This is a genomic window from Pedobacter petrophilus, from assembly GCF_009674725.1.
Classification (GTDB): domain Bacteria; phylum Bacteroidota; class Bacteroidia; order Sphingobacteriales; family Sphingobacteriaceae; genus Pedobacter; species Pedobacter petrophilus.
The window spans coordinates 14,450-38,564 of the sequence record NZ_WKKH01000005.1 but is presented as its reverse complement, the minus strand read 5'-3'; the positions used below and the strand labels follow the sequence as shown (position 1 = coordinate 38,564).

At 39.0% G+C, this 24,115-nt stretch carries 16 protein-coding genes; 11 read left to right on the top strand and 5 right to left on the bottom strand.

Annotation, left to right across the window (positions count from 1 at the left end):
• Positions 1-112: 112 nt before the first annotated feature.
• Positions 113-757, bottom strand: a complete 645-nt coding sequence (locus GJU39_RS04390) for a hypothetical protein (RefSeq protein WP_154279485.1) — start codon at positions 755-757, stop codon at positions 113-115.
• Between the two features lie 275 nt (positions 758-1,032).
• Here GJU39_RS04390 and GJU39_RS04385 point away from each other — a divergent pair, with 275 nt between their 5' ends.
• From GJU39_RS04385 to GJU39_RS04375, 3 genes are read left to right on the top strand one after another with little or no spacing between them, the layout of a single operon-like run.
• Complete coding sequence (locus GJU39_RS04385) at positions 1,033-4,143, top strand: SusC/RagA family TonB-linked outer membrane protein (RefSeq protein ID WP_154279484.1); 3,111 nt, start codon at positions 1,033-1,035, stop codon at positions 4,141-4,143.
• Between the two features lie 17 nt (positions 4,144-4,160).
• Positions 4,161-5,663 (top strand): SusD/RagB family nutrient-binding outer membrane lipoprotein, encoded by a 1,503-nt coding sequence (locus GJU39_RS04380; protein ID WP_154279483.1) that lies wholly within the window; start codon positions 4,161-4,163, stop codon positions 5,661-5,663.
• A 13-nt stretch (positions 5,664-5,676) separates the two neighbouring features.
• Positions 5,677-6,573: a DUF1735 domain-containing protein gene (locus tag GJU39_RS04375; RefSeq protein WP_167515636.1), complete on the top strand. Its 897-nt coding sequence runs from the start codon at positions 5,677-5,679 to the stop codon at positions 6,571-6,573.
• 88 nt (positions 6,574-6,661) lie between these two features.
• On the opposite strand, the gene GJU39_RS04370 is transcribed toward GJU39_RS04375, so the two are convergent.
• Entirely contained in the window at positions 6,662-9,172 is a 2,511-nt protein-coding gene (locus GJU39_RS04370) for a M1 family metallopeptidase (RefSeq protein WP_154279481.1), read from the bottom strand.
• 122 nt (positions 9,173-9,294) lie between these two features.
• On the opposite strand from GJU39_RS04370, the gene amaB reads away from it, so the two are divergent.
• Positions 9,295-10,836: an L-piperidine-6-carboxylate dehydrogenase gene (gene amaB, locus GJU39_RS04365; protein ID WP_154279480.1), complete on the top strand. Its 1,542-nt coding sequence runs from the start codon at positions 9,295-9,297 to the stop codon at positions 10,834-10,836.
• A gap of 305 nt (positions 10,837-11,141) precedes the next feature.
• Here the strand turns inward: amaB and GJU39_RS04360 are convergent, their stop codons facing one another.
• The gene (locus GJU39_RS04360) at positions 11,142-12,950 is read right to left on the bottom strand and encodes a DUF4153 domain-containing protein (RefSeq protein WP_154279479.1); all 1,809 of its coding nucleotides are present in this window, start codon (positions 12,948-12,950) and stop codon (positions 11,142-11,144) included.
• A 135-nt stretch (positions 12,951-13,085) separates the two neighbouring features.
• Between GJU39_RS04360 and GJU39_RS04355 the strand changes: the two genes are divergently transcribed.
• The 5 genes from GJU39_RS04355 (at position 13,086) to GJU39_RS04335 (ending at position 18,504) form a co-directional block, all read left to right on the top strand.
• Complete coding sequence (locus GJU39_RS04355) at positions 13,086-15,896, top strand: TonB-dependent receptor (RefSeq protein ID WP_154279478.1); 2,811 nt, start codon at positions 13,086-13,088, stop codon at positions 15,894-15,896.
• Positions 15,897-15,961: 65 nt separating this feature from the next.
• Positions 15,962-16,735: a GLPGLI family protein gene (locus GJU39_RS04350; protein WP_154279477.1), complete on the top strand. Its 774-nt coding sequence runs from the start codon at positions 15,962-15,964 to the stop codon at positions 16,733-16,735.
• A gap of 253 nt (positions 16,736-16,988) precedes the next feature.
• Positions 16,989-17,558, top strand: coding sequence for a Crp/Fnr family transcriptional regulator (locus tag GJU39_RS04345; RefSeq protein WP_154279476.1), 570 nt, complete (start codon positions 16,989-16,991; stop codon positions 17,556-17,558).
• 375 nt (positions 17,559-17,933) lie between these two features.
• Complete coding sequence (locus GJU39_RS04340; protein WP_154279475.1) at positions 17,934-18,080, top strand: hypothetical protein; 147 nt, start codon at positions 17,934-17,936, stop codon at positions 18,078-18,080.
• Positions 18,070-18,504 (top strand): carboxymuconolactone decarboxylase family protein, encoded by a 435-nt coding sequence (locus GJU39_RS04335; RefSeq protein ID WP_154279474.1) that lies wholly within the window; start codon positions 18,070-18,072, stop codon positions 18,502-18,504. The genes GJU39_RS04340 and GJU39_RS04335 overlap by 11 nt, the downstream gene beginning before the upstream one ends.
• A gap of 53 nt (positions 18,505-18,557) precedes the next feature.
• Here the strand turns inward: GJU39_RS04335 and GJU39_RS04330 are convergent, their stop codons facing one another.
• A complete protein-coding gene (locus GJU39_RS04330) occupies positions 18,558-19,346 on the bottom strand; it encodes a rhamnogalacturonan acetylesterase (protein WP_154279473.1) in 789 nt (262 codons plus the stop codon).
• Positions 19,347-19,356: 10 nt separating this feature from the next.
• Complete coding sequence (locus tag GJU39_RS04325) at positions 19,357-20,997, bottom strand: glycoside hydrolase family 43 protein (RefSeq protein ID WP_154279472.1); 1,641 nt, start codon at positions 20,995-20,997, stop codon at positions 19,357-19,359.
• A gap of 328 nt (positions 20,998-21,325) precedes the next feature.
• On the opposite strand from GJU39_RS04325, the gene GJU39_RS04320 reads away from it, so the two are divergent.
• Positions 21,326-22,294 (top strand): pectinesterase family protein, encoded by a 969-nt coding sequence (locus tag GJU39_RS04320; protein ID WP_154279471.1) that lies wholly within the window; start codon positions 21,326-21,328, stop codon positions 22,292-22,294.
• A gap of 146 nt (positions 22,295-22,440) precedes the next feature.
• On the top strand, positions 22,441-24,114 hold the full coding sequence (locus GJU39_RS04315; protein ID WP_154279470.1) for a glycoside hydrolase family 28 protein: 1,674 nt from the start codon (positions 22,441-22,443) through the stop codon (positions 24,112-24,114).
• The last annotated feature ends 1 nt before the right edge of the window (position 24,115 follow it).

Sequence of the window (24,115 nt, the reverse complement as noted above, 5' to 3'; positions counted from 1 at the left end):
ATGAATGATTTTTATATCAGCATTTGCCAGGATTGGGCCGTAAAAGTAAGCAGCATGTTGAAATGCTTCGGGTCCGAATGTTTTTAGCTGCCTTCGGACCCGAAGCTTTTAATTAAAGGCTATTGTAAAATTTAAACACCGCAACCAGGTCGGCATCTGATTTTAAGTCTAAGTTTTCTTGTGTAATAAACGTTTTGATTTGCTCACGCTGATTGGCCAACACGCTGCTTAATCCTTTTACAGATGGGTTAATCTTTTGAAATTTATCATCTTCGCTGGCAAAGTAGCTGTCTTGACGCACCATTTTGCTTGTTTTTCTTTTGGTATAGTAATCTTCAGTGGTTTGTTTTTTTGCCTCGTTTAATTTATATAATTTTTTATGTCCGTTAACCAAGAGCTCAAAAAACGGCCGGGGTGTAATATTTTTTACTTTTTCGAAGGTGTGGATTTTTCCGGATGGGTCAGAAAGCGTAAAAGATTGCACAGAATCCTGAATGGCATACACCTGATCATTTTCTGTATATTCCAGTTGCTGGGTATCTAAATTATACCGGAGGTTTTTGACTTCAAACTCTTTTTGGCTAACAGTTCTTATTTTCCCTTTGCCATAACGATCATTAAAATAAGCGCTTCCTTCTACCGGAGTTTTTATAAGAGTTTTTAAAAGCGGTTTCTCGCCCGGGCCTACCGTTACATTTTGTGCAGAAGACGATGTTACTGCTGCAATAAAGAGCAGAAAAAAAGCAAGTTTTTTCATGAGTTATTTTATAAAAAGTTAAAAAGATAATGTCTTTCGTTTAGTTTCATTCTGATAAAATATTTTTTAGAAACCAGAATGAAAACAAATATAAAAAAAGCTAAAATAAGTAGTTTTTAGTAAGGGTTTTGTATAGAAACTCTTTCATGCTAAAACATTTTAGTGATAATTTAAAAGCAATTTAATCTTTTTTAAAGATATATGTTAAAAATTTTGATTTATTGAAAGAAATAACTGTAATTCGGGGATTATTAACTAAAACAAGCTAAAGAATTATGAAAAAACTCGTACTGTGTTTAGTCATATTTTTATTTTGTGGCATCATTCAGTCAAATGCGCAAAGTAAAAATGTTACTGGAAAAGTGATTGCATCTGGCGATGGGCTGCCTCTTCCAGGTGTAAGTGTTCGTGTAAAGGCGACAAGTAAAGCCGTTTCCACCAGTTCTGATGGAAAATTTACAATCAATGTTAGTCCAAATGATGTGTTACAGTTCTCTTACATTGGGTTTGTAGCTAAGGAAATTACAGTTGGTTCACAATCAAATTTCAATGTTGGCCTTGAGCCGGATTCGAAAAGCCTGAGTGAGGTTACGATTTCTACCGCTTTAGGAATTAAACGTAAGCCAAAAGAAATTGGTTATGCTACGCAACAGGTAACAGGTAAAGCCTTAACTTCCAGCAGGCCAACCAACCTTGCAACAGGTTTATCCGGTAAGGTTGCCGGTTTACAGATTAACCAGGCAAATAACCAAATCGATGCAGGTGATCAGGTAAGGGTTGTGTTGCGTGGTAACCGGTCTTTTACCGGAAACAATCAGGCGCTTTTGGTATTGGATGGGATTATTGTGCCGCTTAGTCAGTTAAATTCGATCAATCCGAATGATATTGAAAATGTGAACATCTTAAAAGGTGCCAACGCTGCTGCGCTTTATGGTTCAGATGCATCAAACGGTGTAATCATTGTAAGTACCAAAAGGGGAACTCCTAATGGAGGTGGCATAAGCTTTACTAATTCAACTTTACTAAATCGTTTAAGTTACTTCCCTAAGGAGCAGAAGGAGTTTGGTGGCGGAACTACACAGGATGATTTTGGATTTGGGTTATATACGCCTTTTGAAAATCAAACCTTTGGAGAACGTTTTGATGGCAGCATCAGGCCACTAGGTCGCGTGCTGGAAGATGGCACATACCAGATGGTTCCTTATAGCTATAAAGATGGAGAGAAAGAAAGCTTCTTTGAAACCGGGATTGATGAACAAAACGATCTTACTTACTCTGGTGGAAATGAAAACGGAACCACGTACATTAACCTGCAACGCGTAAATAGTAAGGGATATGTACCCGGTGATAAATCGAACAGAACAGCCATCCGGATTAACGGAACACGTAAACTGGATAAGTTTTTCGCCGATTATTCCTTTAATTATACGCAGAGAAACTACGATAAAAGTACCAACCAGGTATATAATAATATTATTAATACACCAGGTAATGTTCCTTTAACAGAGTACAGTGATTTGACCTCGAAATATGGTAACCCTAATGATTACTATAATGATTATTACAGCAGTCCTTATTTTGGCTTACAACAATACCGTAACAATGAAAGAAGAGATGATTTATTGGGTAATTTATCCTTCACTTATAAGCCGGTAGATTGGTTGAGCTTATTGGCCAGAGGTGGTTTTAGCAGCAAAAACACCCAGGGCAAAAATAAGAATTATGCCTTTACATATTCAGACTTTGCGCATGACTCTGGTAAAGCAGCAGCTGCTACGCAATATGTTAGGTCTTCAGTAGGCGATTATAATGAATTTGAAAGCAGATACACAGGAGATTTTCTGGCTACCGCAACTAAAACGTTTAATCAATTTAAATTTACGCTGATAGGTGGTGCGCAGGTAATCCAGAAGAATTACAAATACCTATCGCAATCCGGTTCAAATTTAGTGGTTGATAACCTGTTTAACATTAATAACCGAACGGGTGAAATTGTAGGTTCTGAAACGGAACGCAACTCCCGTCAATTGGGTGTTTTTGGTGATGTAACGGCTACTTACAATGATTACTTAACCATCCATATTTCTGGTAGAAATGACTGGGATTCGCGATTGGCACAAAGTAACCGTTCTTTCTTCTATCCTGCAATTGATGCAGCTTTAACCCTTACGGATGCGATTCCGGCATTAAAGGAGAGCAAGATAATTAGTAATTTAAAAATCCGCGGAGGAATCTCAAAAGTGTATGCAGTGCAGATAGATCCATATAGATTGGTTTCTACTATAAGCCCGGCAGGGAACTTCCCATATGGCGGCACTGCAGGTTACTCAATTGATAATACCGTGTATGATCCAAACTTAAAACCAGAGCAGACAATTTCAAAGGAAATTGGTTTTGATATCGGCTTTTTAAATAACCGCATTACTTTAGAAACTTCTGCATATCTTCAAAACACCAAAGACCAGGAGATTATTAACGGGATAGATTTATCTGGTACAACAGGTTATAACAGTGCCATTATTAATACAGGTGAGGGCGAAAACAAAGGGATTGAGTTTAGCTTAAATGCTGCACCGGTTATAGGTCTGTCAAATGGATTTAGATGGAATGTTGGTGTGAATTATTCTTATAACACCAATAAGGTACTGTCACTATATCAAGGTCAGAACCAATTGGGTATTGGCGATAATAACTATATCGTGGTAGGCCAGAGTTTTCCTTCATTACAGGTAAGTAGTTATCAAACAGATCCGGACGGTCGCGTAATTGTAGATGCAAATACCGGCTTGCCACTTTCTAATCCAATTAATAAAGATTTCGGACAAACCAATCCTAGCAGTGTGTTGGGTATTAACACCAGCTTCACTTTCAAAAACTTCACTTTATCTGGTGTAGCAGAATACCGCAGTGGTAATGTTTTCTACAATAGTTTTGCCAGTACACTTGATTTTGCCGGGATTAGTTATACTTCCGGTCAGGCAGGACGTGAGCGTTTCATTTATCCTAATTCAGTTATTGAAACCTCACCAGGGGTGTATGTGCCGAATACCAATACCACAACGATTCAGGGTAACGGCTCATTCTGGGGCGATGGGATTCGCACCAATACCGCTTCTAACTATGTAATGAGTGCTGCATTCTGGAAAATCAGAGAGCTTTCTTTGGCTTACCATGTGCCAACCCAATGGCTCCAAAACAGGGCTAAGTTTATTAAAAATGCCAGCATTGCCCTGATTGGAAGAAACCTGTTTATGTTCAGACCGAGCGATAACATTTATACCGATCCGGAAATTAATGTAGGAACGGGAAATGCACAAGGTGTAAATAACTTAAATCAGACGCCGCCAACCCGCATTTATGGTTTCACTGCAACCATTGGCTTTTAACAATTAATGAATAAGAGATGAAAAAGAAATTAATATATGTGTTTACCGTATCAGCAATATTATTGTTAGGTGCCTGTAAAAAGGATTTTTTAGATATTAACGAGAATCCAAATAATGCCACAGTAGTTAAACCAGCTTTGGTTTTAACCGGTGCATTAAATAATACCGCGGCTTATACAACTGGTGGGTCTATCTTTTACAGTTTTGCAGCCTTGTGGATGAATTACTGGATGACACCAGGCGGCGTTTCTGGCTGGTATGAAGAGCGTTCCTATAACTTTACCACCAACTGGAGTGGCTCTACAGTACTTTGGGCTAACCTTTACGATAACCTGAATGATTACACTTATTTAGAGACACAAAGTAGAGCCGCCGGACAGAATTTTTTCGTAGCAGTTGCTAAAACCATGAAAGCCTGGGATTATCAGTATCTGGTAGATTTCTATGGTAATGTGCCTTATACACAGGCTTCAAAATCAGTTCTTTTCCTGAACCCAAAATATGATAAGGCCCAGGATATTTATGAAGATTTAGCAAAACAGCTTGATACTGCAGCTACCTTATTTAAAACGGCAACTATTAGCCCGGCTGATGCTGCTGCGGATATTTATGCCAAAGGAAACGCACAGAAATGGGGTAAATTTGCCAATACCTTAAAGTTGAGACTGCTATTGAGACAATCTGAAATGCCTGGCAGACAACAGTACATTAAAGATGAGATTGCAAAGATTACGGCAAATGGTTTAGGTTTTATCGGAAAAGGAGACGGCATATTTAACAACCCGGGCTATTTAAACACTGCAGGTAAGCAAAACCCATTTTGGGCGGTGTACGGTTATGGCGTTGATGGAACCAGAACGGCTTCACATGGTTATATGTTAGCCAGCAGTTATGGTTTAAATTTCCTTCAGGATAATGACGACCCAAGGTTGGGCAGACTATACAATACTGTGAATGATGGTGCAGGAAGTAACTATGTGAGTTTAGTGTGGGGGCAAGATGTTAATTTTGATCAAACCATTGTAACCGTTTCCAGTATTGGTAAGGGCGTATTAAAATCATATGATCAGCCTCAGCCAATCATCACTGATTTTGAAAGCTTGTTTTTACAGGCTGAAGCTGCTCAAAGGGGGTATATCAGCGGTTCTGCACAAACAGCTTATGAAGCAGCAGTAACTGCAAACTTCGTATACCTTGGCTTAACAGAGGCAGAAGCTACAACCTACCTGGCCGATCAAACTGTTGCTACATGGTCTGCCAATGCGGATAAAATTGCTTTGATCATTAAACAAAAATGGGCAGCAATGAACGGTACCAATGCAATAGAACCATGGACGGATTACAGACGTTTAGAGTTACCTGCAGATATGCCGATTTCCATTGCTTCTACGGTAACCACTAAAAAGATTCCGGTAAGAATGTTGTATCCGCAAAGGGAATATAATACCAATTCGGCTAATGTTATTGGAGAAGGTACAATCAACCAATTTACGTCTAGAATTTTCTGGGATGTTAAATAATAATCACAAAAAGATGAAAAATAAAAATATATTAACAGGCTTAATTGCTGCGCTTTGCGTAATAAGCCTATCTTCTTGCTTAAAAAATAAAAATGAACAGCCAGATTTTTCTGCCACAACACCTGTTGTAGAAATTCCGGTTGGCTCACCAGTTGGTGATGGTAGTGTAAATTCCTTAACTACTTCACTGATTCAGCAAGATGCACCCAGCGATTATCTTTTTTATATTAATTACGCTGCATCAACTACAAAACCTACTGATATCAAGGTAACATTGTCTATTGATCCATCGGCACTCGCTACATATAATGCGGCACATGCTTCAGATCCGGCGTTAACGATAGTGCCAGGCAACGCTTTTACCATGCCTGTAAGCATTACCATTCCGGCCAACACCCGCCGGGTACAGGTTCCTGTAAAGTTTATAAGTACACTCCTTGATCCGGCAATATCCTATGGTCTTCCGGTAACCATTAAAGATGCATCAGGAGAAGTAATCAGCAAAAAGTTTGGTTCGGTGGTAATTAAGGTTGCGGTTAGAAACAAGTATGATGGAAAATATAGCTTAAAAGGATATGTTTTTAGAGAAGGTGATACTGGCGGTTTAACCGGGTTCTATAAAGGTTTAAGTAAAGATTTACCAAGTAATGGTGCTAATGCTGTCAATTTTGCTCAAATTTGGGCTGATGGTGGTGGTGCAGGCGGTATTGATGGTTTAACTATCAATGTTAATCCTACAACGAATAAAGTAACCATGAAAAGTACCGCAAATCTAGGTTTAGCAAATGATCCTGCTTATGATAATCGTTATGACCCGGCAACCAAAACTTTCTATCTTTCCTTTAAGTGGGGCGCAAGCCCAGTGAGCAGAGCGGCAACCGATACCTTAACGTATGTATCGCCGAGATAATTATAATTATTAAGAGGTAACATTAACAAGAAAAGCCCCGCAATGCAGGGCTTTTCTTGTTAAATGATATTCTTTTATGGTCTTGACCTTATTCTTTCCCTAAAACTGCAGCTGCTTTTTTAAATAACGCTGCCTGTTTGTTCAGGTTTGTTTTTGCTTCCCCACTTGCGGAGTTGGCTTGTGTAGATTTGCCTTCTGCGGTTGCTTCATAAGCAGTGGAGAGTTGCTTGTTTAAATAAGCCTGCAATTTTAACCTTTCAATTACATTGCTAATATTTTGTAAGCCTTTTTCCGTTACAGCTGGGTTAGTGTTAGCCCGCAGGTATTGAAAGTACTGACCAATCACTGCAAAAACTTCATTCCGGGTTCCTTTATTGGTAATATTGGCATAAAATTCCTGGTGCTCATCTTTCGGGTCGCTGATGTAAAGCGTAGCGATTGATGGGGCAATATGATTTTTAGTGTCCTCATCCAAAGCAGCTAAAGCAGTTAAGCTTTCTTGCGGTGCAAGTTTTGCAAGTCCGCTAATTCCCGCTGCAATTACACGATAAGACCTGTCTTTGGTACTTGCTATTAATAAACTTTTATAGGCCTGGTCGCCGGTTTCTGCTAACTTAGAAATTGCTGCAGATCTTACTTCCGTATCCTGGTCTGTTTTCGCTAATTGAAGTAAAACAGGGATTGCAGCTGCTTTAATTTGTGCATCTTCCAGGTTTAATCCATCAATACTTAATGCACGTAAATCTCCTGAAGGATCTTTTAAGCCTGCCAATAAAATCTGTTGACCGCTTTTTGCCTTACTCTGCATAATGAATTGCAAAGCCTCAATTCTGTTGGCATAAGTTGGTGCATTTTTGTATTGGAAATAATAGTTCTCGGCAACTTTATTGTCGTTCAACTCACCTACGATAATCTTATCTACATCGAAATCAATTAAATCGGGTTTAGTACTTACCTCAAAAGAAAAAGTTTGTTCGCGGCTATTGATTAGTATTTCTTTACTGATTTTCTTTCCACCGAAGTAAATGTCAATTTTAACAGGTAAAGTGAATGTTTGTACTGCCGAATCCTGGGTCTGTTTTACTTTAATGGTGGCCTTTCCACCTGAATAGCCATAATCTACAGCTAAAATCGGGTGACCGCCATTATAGTACCATTGGTTAAAATATGGGCTCCAGTCTTTACCAGTAATATCTTCCATTGCTAAGCGCAGCTGATGCGTTTCGCCATTTTTAAAAGCATTGGTAGTTAAATATTTGTTGAGTGATTTATAAAAAGCAGCATCGCCCATTTGGTTTTTCAATGCATATAAAATCACCGATCCTTTGGCATAACTCACATTATCGAACATGTCTTCTTTATCTCCATAATGAAAACGAGCCAAAACCGGACTTTCGCCATTTTTTGTAGAACTGATATAGGATTGTAGTTTCTCGTAGCGCGATTTATCTTCAGCCTCTTTTCCAGCGTCATGGCCGTGCCAGATGATTTCGCCAAAGGTGGCAAAAGATTCGTTCATGGTTAAGTTAGACCATGATTCTGCCGTAACATAATCGCCAAACCATTGGTGAAAAAGCTCATGCGCGATGGTCCCTTCTTCGTTGCCATCTAACAATTCACGGTCTGTTTTTTGAATCTGTTCTCCATGTAATGTTGCCGTGGTATTTTCCATTGCGCCGGAAACATAATCTCTGGCCACTACCTGCGCGTATTTGTTCCAGGGATAATCCAGGCCCAACGTTTCACTGTAAAACTTCATCATTTCTGGTGTTTTACCGAAAATCTGTTTAGCGTAGGGTGCGAATTTCGGCTCGAGGTAATAATTTACTTCTTTGCCTTTATAAGTGTCTTTTGTGATTTTGAAATCGCCAATAGCCATCATAAACAAATAAGGCGAATGCGGTAATTCCATTTTCCAGGTATCAGTTCTGGTACCATCGGCGTTTGGTTTCTGGCTCACTAATTTACCGTTGGATAAAGTTGTGTATTTAGATTTAACCGTCATCGAAATTTCCTGCGTGGTTTTTTGATCTGGTTTGTCAATTGTTGGAAACCATGCCGAAGAAGATTCCGTTTCCCCTTGCGTCCAGATTTGGGTGGGTTTATCTTTATCTGTTCCATCCGGATTGATAAAATACAAGCCTTTTGCATCCGTAATTGCGGCACTACCCTTTACTTTTAATTCATCCGGCTTTGCCGTATAAGCAATGTAAACCGTATACTTTTCGGTGTTGGTGTATTTTTTATTTAAGGTGATAAACAACTTATTGTCGTTGTACACATATTTCAAAGGAGTATTTCCTTTTGCACCAGCTAACGCAACGGTTTTGATATCCATCCCCTGGGCATCAAGCGTTAAAGAATCTGTCGGGTAGAAGTGCGGTTTAAGGGTTACCCATTCTTTTCCGTTTAAATAGCGCTTGGCGTAATCAAACGATACATCAAGTTTGGTATGAACTAAATCATTCACTTTGGTTGGCGTAACGCGATAAACAGATAAGTCCGGAGATTTTTCTGCAGGTTTTTCCTGAGCCGAAACATGGCTAACCACAAAAAGGGAAAGCAATAAGGCGCTACAGGTGAGGAATTTTTTATTCATTTTCTATGATTATGTAAGTCAGTTAGGTTTAAAACAACATCTAAATTATTGTGATAAAGTAACGACTCAAATGTACCCGCTTTCCCTTAATTTTTTGTTTTTTTGTGTAAATCGTTAGATATATGACTACAAATATTCAATCCATTTTGGATCAGTTAGGTGTAAAAGCCAATAATGCAGCTTTCAGCACAGGAAGTAGCTGGGGCGGTGATGCAAATGCCGAATCGCTGGAAAGTTTTTCTCCGGTTGATGGAAAACTGATTGCTTCAACAAAGGTGGCCACTACCGGAGATTATCAACAGGTTATAGAAACTGCGCAAGTTGCATTTGCAGATTGGCGAACAGTGCCGGCACCAAAACGTGGTGATATTGTGAGGCAATTCGGCGATGCTTTACGGGCAAATAAAGAGGCTTTAGGTACCTTGGTTTCTTATGAAATGGGGAAAAGCCTGCAGGAGGGTTTTGGTGAGGTGCAGGAAATGATTGATATCTGCGATTTTGCGGTGGGTTTATCGCGCCAGTTATATGGCTTAACCATGCATAGCGAACGCCCGAATCACCGGATGTACGAGCAGTGGCATCCGTTGGGGATAGTGGGGATTATTTCTGCATTTAATTTTCCGGTAGCAGTTTGGAGCTGGAATGCAGCCTTAGCTTTGGTTTGTGGGAATGTTTGCATCTGGAAACCATCAGAAAAGACACCGTTAACGGCAGTTGCTTGTCAACATATTATCGCACAGGTTTTAAAAGAGAATGAGGTAGCAGAAGGTGTTTGCAGCTTAATTTTAGGCGATAGGACAGTAGGAGAGGTGATGACCAATGATAGCCGCGTGCCATTGATTTCTGCAACCGGTTCTACACGGATGGGAAAGGAAGTTGCTGCGACAGTGGGCGCCCGCCTGGGTAAAACGCTGCTGGAATTAGGTGGCAATAATGCAATTATTATTTCAGAACATGCCGATTTGGATATGAGTTTAATCGGGGCTGTTTTCGGTGCTGTTGGTACGGCTGGTCAAAGGTGTACCTCTACCAGAAGGCTGATTATTCAGGAAAGTGTTTACGATGTTTTTAAAGAAAAACTGGTGAAAGCTTATGATCAGTTACGCATTGGAGATCCATTGGATCAAAATAATCATGTCGGACCGCTGATTGACAAAGATGCAGTTACAGCCTATTTAGATTCGATACAAAAGTGTAAAACAGAAGGTGGGAATTTTGTGGTTGAAGGTGGTGTATTAACTGGCGATCATTACAGCAGTGGCTATTATGTAAAACCCTGTATTGCGGAAGTAAAAAACGATTTCAAAATTGTGCAGCATGAAACCTTTGCGCCCATTTTATACCTTATTAAATATAAAACCTTAGATGAAGCGATTGCTTTGCAAAACGGTGTGCCACAGGGTTTATCATCGGCAATTATGACTTTAAATTTGAGAGAGGCAGAATTATTTTTATCGGCCAAGGGCTCTGATTGTGGTATTGCCAATGTAAACATCGGTACATCAGGAGCCGAAATCGGTGGCGCATTTGGGGGTGAAAAAGAAACTGGCGGAGGAAGGGAAAGTGGATCTGATGCCTGGAGAGCGTACATGCGCAGGCAAACCAACACGATTAATTATTCGAATACTTTGCCATTGGCGCAGGGCATTAAATTTGATTTGTAGGAAGTTTTTTTTCTAAACCTCGCAGGTTTTAAAAGTTGTTTATCAGACAATCTAAACCTGCGAGGTTTGGATTGTGATGCCAGATTCCCTTGCTATCTCGAAATTCCGTCATGGCGAGGAGGTACGACGAAGCAATCTATTTGGTAAGAGAGATTGCTTCGTTGGCTGAAAAAGCCGCCTCGCCATGACGGAGGAACGATGAATTGGTCGCTGGATTCCTACTTCAATAAATACGAAGTTACTCTTTATATAAAGAACAGTAAATCATATGAAATTGCTCCTGGGCGCTAGCTTGCTTTTTTAAATTATAATTTCCTAATCAGCAAATGGGCTTCTACATTGAACCATCCACCCTTTGTGTTACCCCTGCTTTTATAGCCGCGGATACTTTCGATTACGTAGGTAAATTGATAATGATTAACAGTTTTAGAAAAGGAGAACTCCTTTTCAGGGACAAAGAATTCCCTTGTATTTTTTGCAGGTTTTAATTTTTCTTGGTCGGCCTGGGCCACAGCACGATCAAAAATTTCGGCAATGTCAACCGTAATTTTCTCGGTATCTCCCAGATTAATAACAACGATATCATTATCACTCCTGCGATCAACTTTTATTTTTACGCCTTCCAAAACCTTCTGCACATCCTCATAGCTGTTGATATTCATGAAGTAGTCATAACCCTTGATATCGTAAAATTCGTGATTTGAATTAGTAAATGAATATTCAGAACTACTATTAACACTTTGTTCACTGCTAACCTTCAAAATAGAAAAGGCAGAGTCTATTGCCGCTTCTTCCCTTGCATACCGGCGAAAGTATTTGATATTGATGGCTTCTTCTATACGCCCTAAATCTTTTTTAGTAAAACCCTGCAAAACACTCAAACCATGTCTCGACACCAGGTACCTGATGATCATTGGCTTCTCTTCCAGGGCTTCAGTTGATTTTGAATTGAATATTGTCTTCAGCCTGCTTAACTGAGAATATCCGGAAAGGCCACTTGCACTTTGCGGGCCATAAACAGCGAGAAGCGTTATAATTGCGAGGCTGATCGGGATTACTTTAATATTCTCTTTCTTACTGAACAGAAAATATGCGGTAATGCAGGTAAGCCAAATGGCGATGATGATCAGGATATACCGGCTTTCGGTAATCCCATACGGACCAACCCTTTTCCAAACGGCCAATAAAAGCAGTGCGATGAGCGGCAACAGCATGGTATAAAAGAAGCGCGAGAAAAGCTTTATCCAGCTATTGCCTTCCTTATCTTTCATTGGGTAAATGAGGAGGAGAGAAAGGATTCCAAATACGGTGTAGCCGATTATTAAACTGGAAACCATGCCTTTTGGCAGCGACCAGCTGATGATGATTTTGATTTCGTAAAACAGTAAAATGGCAAGGTAAATGGTCATTAACGGAATGAGCACAAACTGCGTAAAAATCTTTAATCCCTTTGGGTAAGATACATCTTCATCTAACTGTTGAAAGTTTCGGGGTACACCGGCCAGAAAGAAAACCGGACTGAAACCGCCTGCTATTATTGCAAAAACCGTTAAGTAAATCTGCCAGCGAATATTAACATTAAATAAGCCATCAATAGCTACAAGTGCAATAGATAAACCTCCGTATAAAACAGCAGAATAAAGTGCAGCCGTAAGAAAGCGCAGGAATAAAACCTTGTTGAATTGCCAGAAACCATTAATGTGGCCTTGATCCATAAAGGGAGAAAAGGCCACGAATAAATGAAACGCAAAAGCCAGTAAAGCAATCCGCAACTGATCAGAAAAGTTGTTGTTCAGATCGAACAAAAAGAAAAGTAAAATGCAGAATAAAACTGCGAGCGTTCTGATCAACCACTTTTTTTGCAGCTTAAACTGTTTTTTTTCGGCCAATAGATCTAAAGCCAAGGTAAGTGCAAGGCCGAGGTTACTGATAAAAATCGCTTTAACCAATAAGTTCAAAAGCCGATAATGATTGGAATCATTGTCGTAATTATCAATATTAACATAGAAAGCCCAGCAGCTTGTTGCTATGATGATGAATATACATTGAACCGGAAAGCGTTTAATTACGGCTATTAAACCTTGATAAAGATGCTGTAAAGAGGGTAGTTTCATAAGCGCTAAAAATTTGTTAAAGATAATTTTTTTAGTAATGTAAAAACTATATGATTAAATGGTTAAAAAAGGTTAAAGCCTTTCCTAACTAAGGCATTAGTTTTATATTGTGGCAGAAAAACTAATCATCTGTTTATGAAACGAACGCTCCTCTCTTTGTGCTTTCTGGTTGTTGTTATGTCTGGTTTAAAGGCACAAAACATTCATCAGATTAAGGGCCGCACAATTGACACCGCTTCCACTACACTCCTTTCAAGTGCAACGATTGCCGTATTAAATGCCAAAGATTCTACCCTGGTAAAATTCACCCGGTCTGCCGAAAATGGCTCTTTCGAAATTAACGGCATCAAAAATGGAAAATTCATCCTCCTGGTATCCTATCCAAAGTATGCCGATTTCGTTGATCACTTTACTTTGGATTCTACTAAAAAAGACATCGATTTTGGAAAGATTAATTTAACCGGAATGGCTAAAATTCTGGCAGATGTGATTATCAAGGGAGAAAGAGCTGCTATTAAAATTAAAGGAGATACTACAGAATTTAATGCATCAAGTTATAGTATACAGCCAAATGATAAAGTTGAAGATTTATTAAAAAAACTTCCAGGGATACAGGTTGATAAAGATGGTAAGATTACTGCGCAAGGGAAAACCGTTCCAAAAGTACTGGTAGATGGCGAAGAATTTTTTGGTGATGACCCTACACTGGTTACCAAAAACCTAAGGGCTGATATGGTAGATAAAGTTCAGCTTTATGAAAAATCAAGCGATCAGGCCGCATTTACAGGCGTTGATGACGGACAGAAAACACAAACCATAAATATTAAGCTTAAAGAAGATAAAAAAAGTGGTTATTTCGGAAAAGTTGATGCTGGTTATGGTACGGATAACTTCTACCAGGGCCAGGCTTTGTTTAACCGTTTCAAGGCCAAACAAAAGTTCTCTGTTTATGGTACGGCGGGTAATAATGGTACAACCGGACTGAGTTGGCAGGACAATAATAAACTAAATACCGGCGGAGACAACATGCAAATGGGTGAAGATGGAAGCATGTGGTTTAGTTATGGCAGTGGAGACGACTTAGAGAACGGTAATTATTACGGAGAAGGAATACCAAGAGCTTTAACTGGTGGAGCACATTATGATAATAAATGGAATAATGATAAAGAAACTATAAATACAAATTATAAATTAGGATCATTAGGTATTAAAACCAATAAAAATACCATTAGTCAAAATAATTTACCCGATGGCATTATCAATACAAATACTGATGAAAACTCTGATCGAAATGTATTCAGACAAAAAATTGATGCCACATATACGATCAAATTAGATACCACAAGTAACCTCAAAGTTTCAGTGGATGGGTTGCTTAAAAACAGCGATAATACATCTGACTTAAAGAGTATCGGTTTAAGAGGAGATAATTCAAAGCTAAATAGCAATATTCAATCAAACAGGAATAATGGTAAAGAACAGAATTTTAATATTTCTGCCTTTTACACCAAGAAACTTAAAAAACTGGGGCGTAATTATTCTGTGAATATTAGCCAGAGATTTAATGTGATAAATAGTGAAGGCTTTTTATATTCGGATGTTAATTATTTTGATGAATCCAGTGCGTTTCTCAGACAGGAGCTAACCGACCAGTTTAAGAAAAATAATACTCAAAACGCTACTTTAAGTACCAATATTACTTATAATGAGCCAATTACCAAATCAATGGCCTTGGTGCTGAATTATGGTTTTGGGATTAATGATAGCCGTTCTGATCGTAAATCTTTTAATCAATCTTCACCGGGAAATTATGATGTTCTTGATCCAGAATTTAGTAATGATTTTAAAGCTACTCAATATATTAACCAGGGTGGAGCCGTTTTTAATTATAAAAAACTAAAAACAACCATTAGTTTTGGTAGCAAGTTGAGTGCAGTAAAGTTCGATCAGCTGGAACAGTTATCAAATCAGCGTTATCACAGGAGTTTTATAAATTGGCTACCTCAGGCGAGCTATTTATACAAATTTTCTGCTCAAAAGTCTTTACGGATTAGTTATAATGGCAATACCAATCAACCTTCTGTAGACCAGTTGCAGCCAGTAAGGGTAAATGACAATCCATTATATCAACCTTTGGGTAACCCTGATTTGGCCCCGGCATTTAATAGCCGTTTTAATGTGAATTATAACTCATATAAAGTTTTAAGCCAGCAATCGGTATACATAAACGGTAGTTTCGGCTTCGTTAATAAAGCAATTGTAAGCAGTACAGAAACAGATGCATCTGGAAAAACAATAGCCAGATCTGTAAATCTATCAGATAAAACCCCTATTAATTATAACTTATATAGCGGCATTAGAAGAAAGATTAAGTTTTTGTTTGATGCCAATGTTGGCCTAGGTTTAAATGCAGGCGGCAATACGAATTATAGTTATGTAAAAAGCCAGTTAAGTGAGGCTGTCGAATTAAACCAAATAGTAACCACTCGTTTTAATCCTTCAATAGACATTAACAGATACAATGATAAGAGTGAATTCTATATTAACTTTGGTCCGAGTTATAATGCGCAGGTAGCTTCTTTACAAAAAGATCGTGCTAATAAGGGGTGGGGAATGCAGGGTTATGGAGGCATCGGGATCAATTTGCCTAAGAAAATAAAAATCAGGGCCGATGGTGAATACACTTACACGCCTAAATCGCCAGCTTTTGATACCAGTTTTGAACAAATAATTATTAATGCTGCTGTTACAAAGGCCTTTTTTAAAGGTGAAGACCTGAAATTTACCATTCGTGGAAATGACTTATTTAATCAGAATCGTGGTTTCAATAGATCTTCCTATTCAAACATGATCACCCAAACCAGTTATAATAATATCAACCGTTATTTTATGTTCTCCTTAGTTTGGGATTTTAATAAAATGGGCGGTGGCACTCCTCAAAAATAATCGACCATTCTAAATGGCTTGCGATTTGCGAAACAATTTAAAATTGACCTTTAAAAATTATGGTAATGAAATTAAGATATGCTATACTGGTGTTTATTTGTACAATGAATTGTGCAATGGCACAAAATGCACGATTTGTAAACCAGGGTATGATAGAATTTGAAAAGAAGGTAAACGTTTATGCCCTGCTTAAAGACCAGGCAACACGATACCCTGATAATTTTTGGAGTGCAAAGGCGCTGGAAGAATACCAAAATAACAATCCACAATTTAAGACCTTAAAAAGTGAGCTTACATTTAAGAATAACCAAACTTTTTTCAATCCGCTACCGGATGAAAGTGGTACTAACAACTGGCTGAATAGTTTTGCCTCCGCAAAGCAGAATAATATTATCTTAACTAATCTGAAAACTGAAACCAGCATTAATCAAAAATCAATTTATGAAGAAACTTATCTTGTTAAGGATTCGATACGCAAAATAAACTGGAAAATAACGGATGAATTTAGAAACATTGCAGGATATGATTGTAGAAGGGCAAATGCCTTAATAATGGATTCTATCTATGTCGTTGCTTTTTATACTGATGCGATTCCTGTATCCGGTGGTCCTGAAACCTTTAGCGGATTACCCGGTATGATATTGGGTGTTGCCTTGCCTCGTGAACACATTACCTGGTTTGCCACTAAAGTAAGTGATTTAGAAGTGGCGGATGCAAAGCTTAAAATTCCTTCCAAAGGGAAACCCGTAAATAAAAAGCAATTGAGTGATATTTTAAAAAGCGCTTTAAAAGATTGGGGAAACTATGCCAGCGATATATTAAAATCTGCAGATATGTAATGAATAATATTATCCTTTTCATTGGTCTCATTCCTTAGTTAAAACGATGGACTTTTAATGCAAGACTTTCATTTTCTAAAAATATTTTTTATTCGTTCTTTCGACCGTAGCGGAGAAATCTTTGAATTTTATTAGCCTGGTTCAAAGATTTCTCCGTTTCGCTATGCTCCAGTCGAAAGGAAGAGTTGTTATTTTAAGTTTTAAAATTTGAACATATAGAAGAATGGCAAGCTTATTCTTATTTTAGGCTGAAATGTATCAGCCCCTTTATAATCATATTAAACGATTTGTAGATTTGAGTGATGAGGAAGAAGAAATTCTGACCTCAACACTCAAATCTTTTTCCTTTAAAAAGAAAACATTTCTATTGGAGCAGGGGCAAATCTGCAGGTCCAACTATTTTGTGGTGAAAGGTTGTTTACGTTTATATTTTATTGATGTGAAGGGCGTAGCGCAAACCACTCAATTTGCAATCGAAAACTGGTGGATTTCTGACCTGACGAGTTTCATGTTTCAGAAGCCATCTGATTTTTTTATTCAGGCGGCAGAAACAACCGAAGTCATCGCAATTGCGCATCAGGATTATGAAAAGTTGTTTGAACGGATCCCTAAACTTGAAAAATATTTCAGGCTTATTTTTCAAAAACTTCATCAGGCTTCCCAACAGCGGATTATGTTTCTTTACAGCTTTAGTGCAGAAGAAAGGTATCGCCATTTTAATGGCTTATTTCCTGAGTTTGTACAACGCATCCCACAATATATGCTTGCCTCATATCTGGGTTTTACACCAGAATTTTTGAGTAAGATTAGAACGATAAAATAGGTTTAGCCCGCTCCCTTGCACACCTGTTGCACTAGAAATTATTGACTCTGCTAAAATTCGCTCACCGGTGCATTCGTACCGGGTGCGAAAAGCTTATATTAAAAAAAGCACTATCTCACCACTTGCCAATATATACGTGCACTGGTACAAAGCCGGAAAAAAGAAAAGCCCATCTGTTTACATATTCTAATCCAGGTCAAACCAGTTCCGAAACAAAATAGTTGGAAACATTTTTTTGTTTCCAACTATTTTGTTTCGGAAAAGTGAAACATTTTTTCCCTGAAACATTTTTTTGTTTCGCTTAAAAATGTTTCACTTTGTGCATTGGAGAATGCAGAGGCTGTTTAGCTTAAGTAAGCTTGATCCAAAATTTAAATGCCTCCGGTAATTGCAGGTATGAATCTGCTTTATGATCTCTTGAAAAACATAAATAACCTTGCTTTCTTAAACCAGATTAAGTTTTTTGTTTTCCCTACTGCCGACCTTTACAGGGTAATTAAAAACAAAGAAAATGGAAAGTAGAGTAAACATTCAACAGGTAGAACCAGCCGCTTATCAGGCGATGTATGGTTTGGAGAAATATTTATCAACCAGCAAAATTGATCCGATTCTTTTAGAGCTAATTAAAATGAGGGCATCGCAAATTAATGGTTGTGCTTTTTGCCTGAATATGCATGCGATAGATGCGCGTAAAATTGGTGAAACCGAACAGCGCTTATACCTTTTAAATGCATGGAAAGAAACCACCCTGTTTACTGAAGAAGAAAAAGCAGTTTTAGCCTTAACAGAAGAGGTAACCTTAATTTCAAACCATGTTTCTGATGCGACCTATCAAAATGCAGCCAGCCTCTTTAACGAACAAGAGTTATCACAGATTATGATGGCTATCGTAACCATTAATGCATGGAACAGAATTGCCATTGCCACTAAATTAACGGTTGGTTAGTTTACAACCCAATAGGATAGGTGGTCAATTCTTATCCTATTGGTCATTCTTTTTTACAATTTATTAATCTTTTTCAATCCTTCATACACCAAACGGGCAATTTCTTTTGCCCCCTCGGGCTGGAAATGTGTATTGTCTTTTTGTCCTTTCGGATAGGCCACGTATTTGCCTGAATCTAAATTCATGAAGTAATTCTTCGTAACAAAATCATTTCCTTTGGAAGTGAAAAATGCTGCGGATAGTGTAGTTAAATCGATAACCGGAACTTTTAATTCTTTGGCTACATCAATTACCGCCTGTGGATATTCGCCATGTGCGCTGCCGAGTTTCCCCTCTTTCCAGGGATAATTTCTGGTTACTGGTGTGATCAGGACTGGCCTGGCACCTTTTGCACGGCTTTCCTTTACATACATGCGGAGAAAATCTTTATAACCGGGAATATCCACATAACGTTCAGGCTTATCTTTCGCTGCATCGTTATGTCCGAACTGGATTAATACCAGGTCATTTTTCTTTAGCGTCAACAAAATCTCCTTCCATCTGCCTTCCTCAAAAAAGGATCGGGTGCTTCTGCCGCCTTTGGCTTTATCGATCACCTGCGCACTATCGCTTTTGATTAAGTGGTTTAGGTTTTTCAGACTGTCTTTTGAAAGAAACTGTTGAAACACCTGCCCCCAGCCCATTAAAGGATAACGCTTCTCCATGTATTGTTCTTCCAGTGCGTAATCTGCAACGGTAGAATCACCAATGAGGTAAACTTTTACAGGCTCCCGCTTCACCATAAACGACATCAATAAAAATGCTGTTCCCAGAATGATAAAAGGTTTGATATATTTTTTCATGTGCGTACGATTATTTTATTTTACCAATGCTGAACCAATCATATTCTGCTATACCTGAATCATTGGTTTGCGTATCTCGAATGGCAAACAAGCCCACTTTTGCGCCAATCCATTGTCCGGCAGTCGCCTGAAATTCATCGCCAACCTGATTAAAAGTGAGGCCATCTTCGCTATAGCTAAACTTACATTTCGCGCCATTTGAAACAGTTACCCTAAAGTGTACCGTGCCATTTTTAAGCTTCCCAATTTCTTTTTCGTTTTCTGCTTTTCCCTTATCAGCACCCTGGCAAACCCCATACATTAAGTAAAGGCCATCTTTTTTGCTCTTAATACTTAACTGCGCATAACTTCTCCCCATTACCACTAAACCAGTTTTTTCGCCCTCGAGCTTTGGATTTGGTTTAAAGTTAACCTTTGTGGTTGCCGTGAATTCATCTGCCGGGAATTTTTGCAGCAATAAGTTAGGCACATCCCAAAGGTTTTTGGCCTCATCGGGAGTTTTAGCAGTGTAAAGTTTCAGTATCCCTTTACCGGCATCAGTAAATAACCAGGCTGGCTGCGGATTAGCTTGCCACTGCCATTGTAAACCCAGGTTTGCTGTGCCAAATTCATCACTTTCTAATGGTGTAACGATCGGATAAGTTTTACCAACATTTGGTTTTTTATAGGTCGTTACCGGTTCTCCTATACCATCACCGTCTTTATCGCTGCCAATAACAGGCCAGTCGTTCACCCATTTCATCGGTTGCAAATGCACTACCCTTCCGTAGGCATCTTTATCCTGGAAATGGAGGAACCAGTCTTCACCGGTTTGTGTATTTACCCAGGCACCCTGATGCGGACCGTTCACGGTAGACTTTCCCTGATCCATCGCTACCTTTCTCTCGTAAGGGCCATAGATATTTTTACTCCTTAATATCAGTTGCCAGCCGGTTGAAACCCCGCCTGCAGGGGCGAATAAGTAGTAATATCCGTCTCGTTTGTAAACTTTTGGCCCTTCAATGGTCGGGTCAAGTTCATGCCCGTCGTAAACTATTCTTCCGGTTTCCGTTGCTTTTGTACCATCAGCAGTAAGCGGCATTACGGCTAAAACACTTTTAATTCCGGCACGACTTCCGGCATAGGCATAGGCCAGGTAAGCTTTCCCATCCTCATCCCAAAACGGACACGGATCGATCAGGCCTTTACCTGCTGCCACCAGTTTCGGAGCAGACCATTCACCCGTGATGGTTTTAGCTTTGGTGAGGTAAATGCCAAAGTCAGGATCCGGGTAATAAATATAAAATTCGCCATTTCTATATCGGATAGACGGTGCCCAAACGCCATTGCCATGTTGCGTTTTCTCAAAATGCTCAAACGGTGGTTGGCGTTTTAGGGCGTGTCCAATAATTTTCCAGTTCACGAGATCTTTAGAATGGAGAATTGGCAAACCGGGTATGGCATCAAAGCTTGAAGCAATCAGGTAAAAATCGTCGCCCACGCGGATCGCATCGGGATCTGAATAATCTGCATTAATAACAGGATTTTTGAATGTGCCGTTGCCCTGATCTGCCACCCAGACCTTTGAAACGTAATTTGTAGGTGGTGCCTGCTGCGCCATTACGCTTGTACTCACACTTAAAATAAGAATAGAATTAAATAAATATTTCATTATCGTAATTGATACCTGGTTAGTTTTATTCGCTTAAATTAATGTTAATCACTGGAAAAGGCTCCCGTTTTAGGAAGATGGGTTGCTGCCTCATTCCCGAATCAAACAAATTTGCTTACAAACAAGATTAAGCCTTTTTTTATTTGTGAACAAGTTGATACTGTGCAATCGTTCCCGACATCGTTTGCGATCTTTATTGTTGGCGTTTCTTCTTTCTGATGATTATTAATGTTTAAAATTGTTCATCATATATTTGTTAAAGCTCGGCTACGTGATTAAGTTTAAACTTTACGTGGCCGATTTAATTTAAGCCTAACCAGATCCCAATATGAAATTCATTATTTTAGTACTGTTTGTTGCGTACTCATTCACCGCAAATGCAATTGATGCCAAGCCAGATTTTATTGTAGATGCGAAAGGAAGCGGCAACTTCAAAACTGTGCAGGAAGCCATTCATGCAGTACCTGATTTCAGAAATAAAGTCACAATTATTTTTATAAAAAAAGGAATTTACAAAGAAAAATTAATCCTGGCAGCCACCAAAAAGAACGTGAGGTTAGTTGGCGAAAGTTTAAGTGAAACAATCTTAACTTATGATGATTTCGCTCAAAAGAAGAATGTTTTTGGGGAAGATAAAGGCACGTCAGGTTCATCCAGTTTCTATATTTATGGTGAGGGGTTTTCTGCGGAGAATATTACGTTTGAAAATTCTTCTGGTCCGGTAGGTCAGGCTGTAGCCGTTTGGGCAGGTGGCGATAAATCAACATTTGTTAATTGCAGGTTTTTGGGTTTCCAGGATACCTTATATACCTATGGTGGGAACAACAGGCAGTTCTATAAAAACTGTTACATCGAAGGTACGGTAGATTTTATTTTTGGCGCTGCTACCGCCTGGTTTGAAAACTGTACCATCTTTTGTAAAAAACAAGGCTACATTACTGCTGCCTCTACGGCTGACACCACTAAATTTGGCTATGTTTTTAACAAGTGTAAGGTTGTTGGTGATGCTCCGGCCAATAGTTTTTACCTCGGTCGCCCGTGGCGCCCATATGCCAAGGTTGCTTTTTTAAACTGCGAGTTGCCGGCTATTATCCGCCCGGAAGGCTGGAACAACTGGGGGAAAGAAAGTAATGAACAAACGGCTTACTATGCTGAATACCAGAGTACAGGAAAAGGCGCTGATTCAAAAAACAGGGCAAAATGGTCTCATCAGCTTAGCCAGGAGGAGTATAAAAGTTACATTATGGAAAACGTTTTCCGCGGATGGAATCCTGTAGTTAAACAGGGAGCCTATTAAGCTGTTCAACAGTAATTTAAGTCTTGTTAGACTTTGTTTTAAGGTGCCTTTTTCCGGCAACGTTTGCATAGATTTAGTTTCGCTTTTAAAGGCAAACAACGTACACTTGTTATTACAATAACCAAGTATAATTTAACAGCGCAATAATGAAACACATTTCAGGAAGTTTATGCCGATCTAAAATCGCCCTCGCATGCATCCTTATATCATCTGCAGGCATGGCCTTAGCTCAGCAAAAAGTGAGTTTACCCATTATTCAGCAGGTTAAAATCAAAAATGACACCACAAGTATTATTACTTTCGGCGCCAAAGGCGATGGAGTGACTTTGAATACAGAAAGCATAAATAAAACCATTGCAAGTGTTAGTCAGAAGGGTGGAGGAGTGGTTTTGATTCCATCAGGTTTATGGCTTACCGGCCCTGTTGAACTGAAAAGCAATGTTAATTTACATTTAAAACGCGATGCAATTCTTCAGTTTACTGATGATTTTAACCAATATAAATTAGTAGAAGGAAACTGGGAAGGCAGACCGGCCTGGCGTAACCAAAGCCCCATTTCTGGAACCAACCTGGAAAATATTGCCATTACCGGCACCGGAATTATCGATGGCAACGGTGGTGCATGGCGCATGGTTAAAAAAGATAAGTTAACAGAATCTCAATGGAAAACCCTGGTGGCTTCCGGCGGAATTGTACGCGAGGACGGCAAAATGTGGTTTCCATCTGCAAAGACGGTTAAGGGTTCAAACACCAAAAATGCAGGGGTAGTTGAGCCAGGAAAAACAGCAAAAGATTATGAAGACATTAAAGATTTTCTTCGTCCGAATTTGCTGGTATTGACCAATTGTAAAAAGATCCTTTTAGAAGGTGTTACCTTTCAAAATTCACCGGCCTGGAACCTGCATCCACTGCTTTGTGAAGACTTAACGTTAAGAAATCTTCAGGTAAAAAACCCCTGGTATGCACAGAATGGCGATGGAGTAGATGTAGAATCTTGTAAAAATGTATTGATAGAAGGCAGCACTTTTGATGTTGGTGATGATGGGATTTGCATTAAATCTGGCAGAGATGAAGCAGGGCGCAAACGTGGCGTACCCACTGAAAACGTAATTGTTAGAAATAATGTGGTATACCATGCTCACGGTGGCTTCGTTATTGGAAGCGAGATGAGTGGTGGCGCTAAAAATATCTGGGTTTACGATTGCTCTTTTATCGGAACTGATATCGGTTTGCGTTTTAAAACCACCCGCGGCCGTGGCGGAATTGTAGAAAACATTTATGTAAACAACATTAACATGATCGATATTCCAGGTGAAGCCATTCTTTTTGATATGTATTATGCCGCTGTCGATCCAATTGTTTTGGCTGGCGAAAAGCGTGATGCCATTAAAAGTGTAATGGTTCCGGTTACGGAAGAAACGCCTCAGTTCAGAAATTTTTACATTAAAGATGTGGTAGCCAACGGTGCAGAAAAAGCAATCTTTTTTAGGGGCTTACCAGAAATGAACATCAAAGATATCCATTTGGAAAACGTTACCATCCAGTCGAAAAAAGGCATTGAAATTATTGAGGCTACGGGCATCTTCCTGAAAAATGTGAATGTAATTACCGAGAATTCCAATCCTGTGGTGGATATTCAAAACAGCTCAAACATCAACATCGATAATCTTCAATATAAACCAGGTTCAGAACTGTTATTTAGTATTGCCGGAGAAAAATCTAAAGGGATTAAGGTGAGTGGAACTGATAGTTCCAAAGCAAAAAAAGCTACAAATGTTGCTAGTGAAGTAAATAAAAAAGCATTAGAGATGTCAAAATAAT